2 protein-coding genes are annotated in these 2,643 nt (G+C 69.1%); one reads left to right on the top strand and one right to left on the bottom strand.

Annotated elements, in window-relative coordinates:
- Positions 1-216 precede the first annotated feature (216 nt).
- Complete coding sequence (rpsT, locus tag QC029_RS30300) at positions 217-483, bottom strand: 30S ribosomal protein S20 (RefSeq protein WP_279559053.1); 267 nt, start codon at positions 481-483, stop codon at positions 217-219.
- A 220-nt stretch (positions 484-703) separates the two neighbouring features.
- Here rpsT and lepA point away from each other — a divergent pair, with 220 nt between their 5' ends.
- On the top strand, positions 704-2,581 hold the full coding sequence (lepA, locus tag QC029_RS30295) for a translation elongation factor 4 (RefSeq protein WP_279559052.1): 1,878 nt from the start codon (positions 704-706) through the stop codon (positions 2,579-2,581).
- Positions 2,582-2,643 lie beyond the last annotated feature (62 nt).

Genomic DNA, 2,643 nt, shown 5'->3' with positions numbered 1-2,643 from the left:
TCAAAGCCGCGTGTACAAAATGCGTACTGCCCGCCGGGGGGAATCCGGCGGGCAGTCGTGCTTTACGGCCTGTGACCAGGCTCTTTGTTGTGCGCCGCACCCGCGTGGCGAACGCAGGCCGCGTGCGGCGCGGTGGTGCCGGTACGGAGCGGTGAGAGGGTCCGCTGGAGCCCGATTCGGCGCCGGGAGGGGCCGTCAGCCGACGGCCCGGGGGTTTCAGCCCTTGAGAGCGGAGACCTTCTGGGCCAGCGCCGACTTCTTGTTGGCGGCCTGGTTCTTGTGGATCACGCCCTTGCTGGCGGCCTTGTCCAGCTTCTTGCCGGCCAGGCGCACGGCCTCGGCGGCCTTCTCGGCGTCGCCGGCGGCGATCGCCTCGCGGGTGCGGCGCATCGCGGTCTTCAGCTCGGACTTGACCGCCTTGTTGCGCTGGCGGGCCTTCTCGTTGGTCTTGATCCGCTTGATCTGGGACTTGATGTTCGCCACGAAAGAGCCTTCTCGGGTGTGATGAGGTGTGATTCCGTGCCCCGTCTCCCCGTGCGGTCCCGTCGCCTCTTCGCGCGCCGGGCCCCCGCGCGAGGGCATGAGACACAGTCGCTCAGGTTAGCAGCCGGCCCGATCGGCTCCCAAACCGGACCGTAAGCGCCACTCGTGGGACGATGGGGGAGACGTACCGAACCCGAGCCATCACCCGACAGGACCCTGCGTGCCCGCGACCCCTTCGAACGTGCCGGAGCCGAGCCGTACCGACCCGGCGCTGATCCGCAACTTCTGCATCATCGCGCACATCGACCACGGCAAGTCGACGCTCGCCGACCGGATGCTCCAGCTCACCGGTGTCGTCGAGCAGCGCCAGATGCGCGCCCAGTACCTCGACCGCATGGACATCGAGCGCGAGCGCGGCATCACGATCAAGTCCCAGGCGGTCCGCCTGCCGTGGGCGCCCACCGAGGGCGAGGCCAGGGGGACGACCCACATCCTCAACATGATCGACACCCCTGGGCACGTCGACTTCACCTACGAGGTCTCCCGCTCGCTGGCCGCGTGCGAGGGGTGCATCCTCCTGGTCGACGCCGCCCAGGGCATCGAGGCCCAGACCCTCGCCAACCTCTACCTGGCGATGGAGAACGACCTCACGATCATCCCCGTCCTCAACAAGATCGACCTCCCGGCCGCCCAGCCGGAGAAGTTCGCCTCGGAGCTGGCGCACCTCATCGGCTGCGACCCCTCGGAGGTCCTGAAGGTCTCCGCCAAGACCGGCGAGGGGGTCGAGGCGCTGCTGGACGAGGTCGTGCGGCAGGTCCCGGCCCCGGTCGGCGTCGCCGACGCCCCCGCCCGCGCGATGATCTTCGACTCGGTCTACGACCCGTACCGCGGTGTCGTCACGTACGTGAAGGTCGTCGACGGCAAGCTCTCCAAGCGCGAGCGCATCAGGATGATGTCCACCGGCGCCGCCCACGAGCTGCTGGAGATCGGCACCAACAGCCCGGAGATGCTGCCCGCCGACGGCCTGTCCGTCGGCGAGGTCGGCTATCTGATCACCGGTGTGAAGGACGTCCGCCAGTCCAAGGTCGGCGACACCATCACCCAGTTCTCCAAGGGCGCGACCGAGGCGCTGGGCGGCTACAAGGACCCCAAGCCGATGGTGTTCTCCGGCCTGTACCCGCTGGACGGCTCGGACTACCCCGAGCTGCGCGACGCCCTGGACAAGCTCCAGCTCAACGACGCCGCGCTGGTCTACGAACCGGAGACGTCCGCCGCCCTCGGCTTCGGCTTCCGCGTCGGCTTCCTCGGCCTGCTGCACCTGGAGGTCATCCGCGAGCGGCTGGAGCGCGAGTTCGGGCTGGACCTGATCGCCACCGCGCCCAACGTGGTGTACCGCGTGGACATGGAGGACGGCACCGAGCACGTCGTCACCAACCCCAGCGAGTACCCCACCGGCAAGGTCGCCCAGGTGCACGAGCCGGTCGTCCGCGCGACCGTGCTGACGCCCAACGACTTCGTCGGCGCGGTCATGGAGCTGTGCCAGGCCCGGCGCGGCAACCTGCTCGGCATGGACTACCTCTCCGAGGACCGCGTCGAGCTGCGCTACACCCTCCCGCTCGCCGAGATCGTCTTCGACTTCTTCGACGCGCTGAAGTCCAAGACCCGCGGCTACGCCTCGCTCGACTACGAGCCGACCGGCGAGCAGACCGCCGACCTGGTCAAGGTCGACATCCTGCTGCACGGCGACAAGGTGGACGCCTTCTCCGCGATCGTCCACAAGGACAAGGCGTACAGCTACGGGGTCAGGATGGCCTCCAAGCTGCGCGAGCTCATCCCCCGGCAGCAGTTCGAGGTGCCCATCCAGGCCGCCATCGGCTCGCGCGTCATCGCCCGCGAGACCGTCCGCGCCATCCGCAAGGACGTGCTCGCCAAGTGCTACGGCGGTGACATCTCCCGCAAGCGGAAGCTCCTGGAGAAGCAGAAGGAGGGCAAGAAGCGCATGAAGGTGGTGGGCCGGGTGGAGGTCCCGCAGGAAGCCTTCATCGCCGCGCTCTCCTCCGACTCCGACGGCGGCGCCGAGAACAAGGCCAAGAAGTAGCCCCGGCCGGCCCCGGCCGGAGCGCCTGTGAGGGCGCCCACCGCCCCGCGCGGGGCGGTGGG

It is taken from the genome of Streptomyces sp. DH37 (assembly GCF_029813835.1).
In the GTDB taxonomy this organism is placed as follows: Bacteria; Actinomycetota; Actinomycetes; order Streptomycetales; family Streptomycetaceae; genus Streptomyces.
The sequence above is the reverse complement of the archived record's forward strand: the minus strand, read 5'-3'. Positions and strand labels throughout refer to the sequence as shown.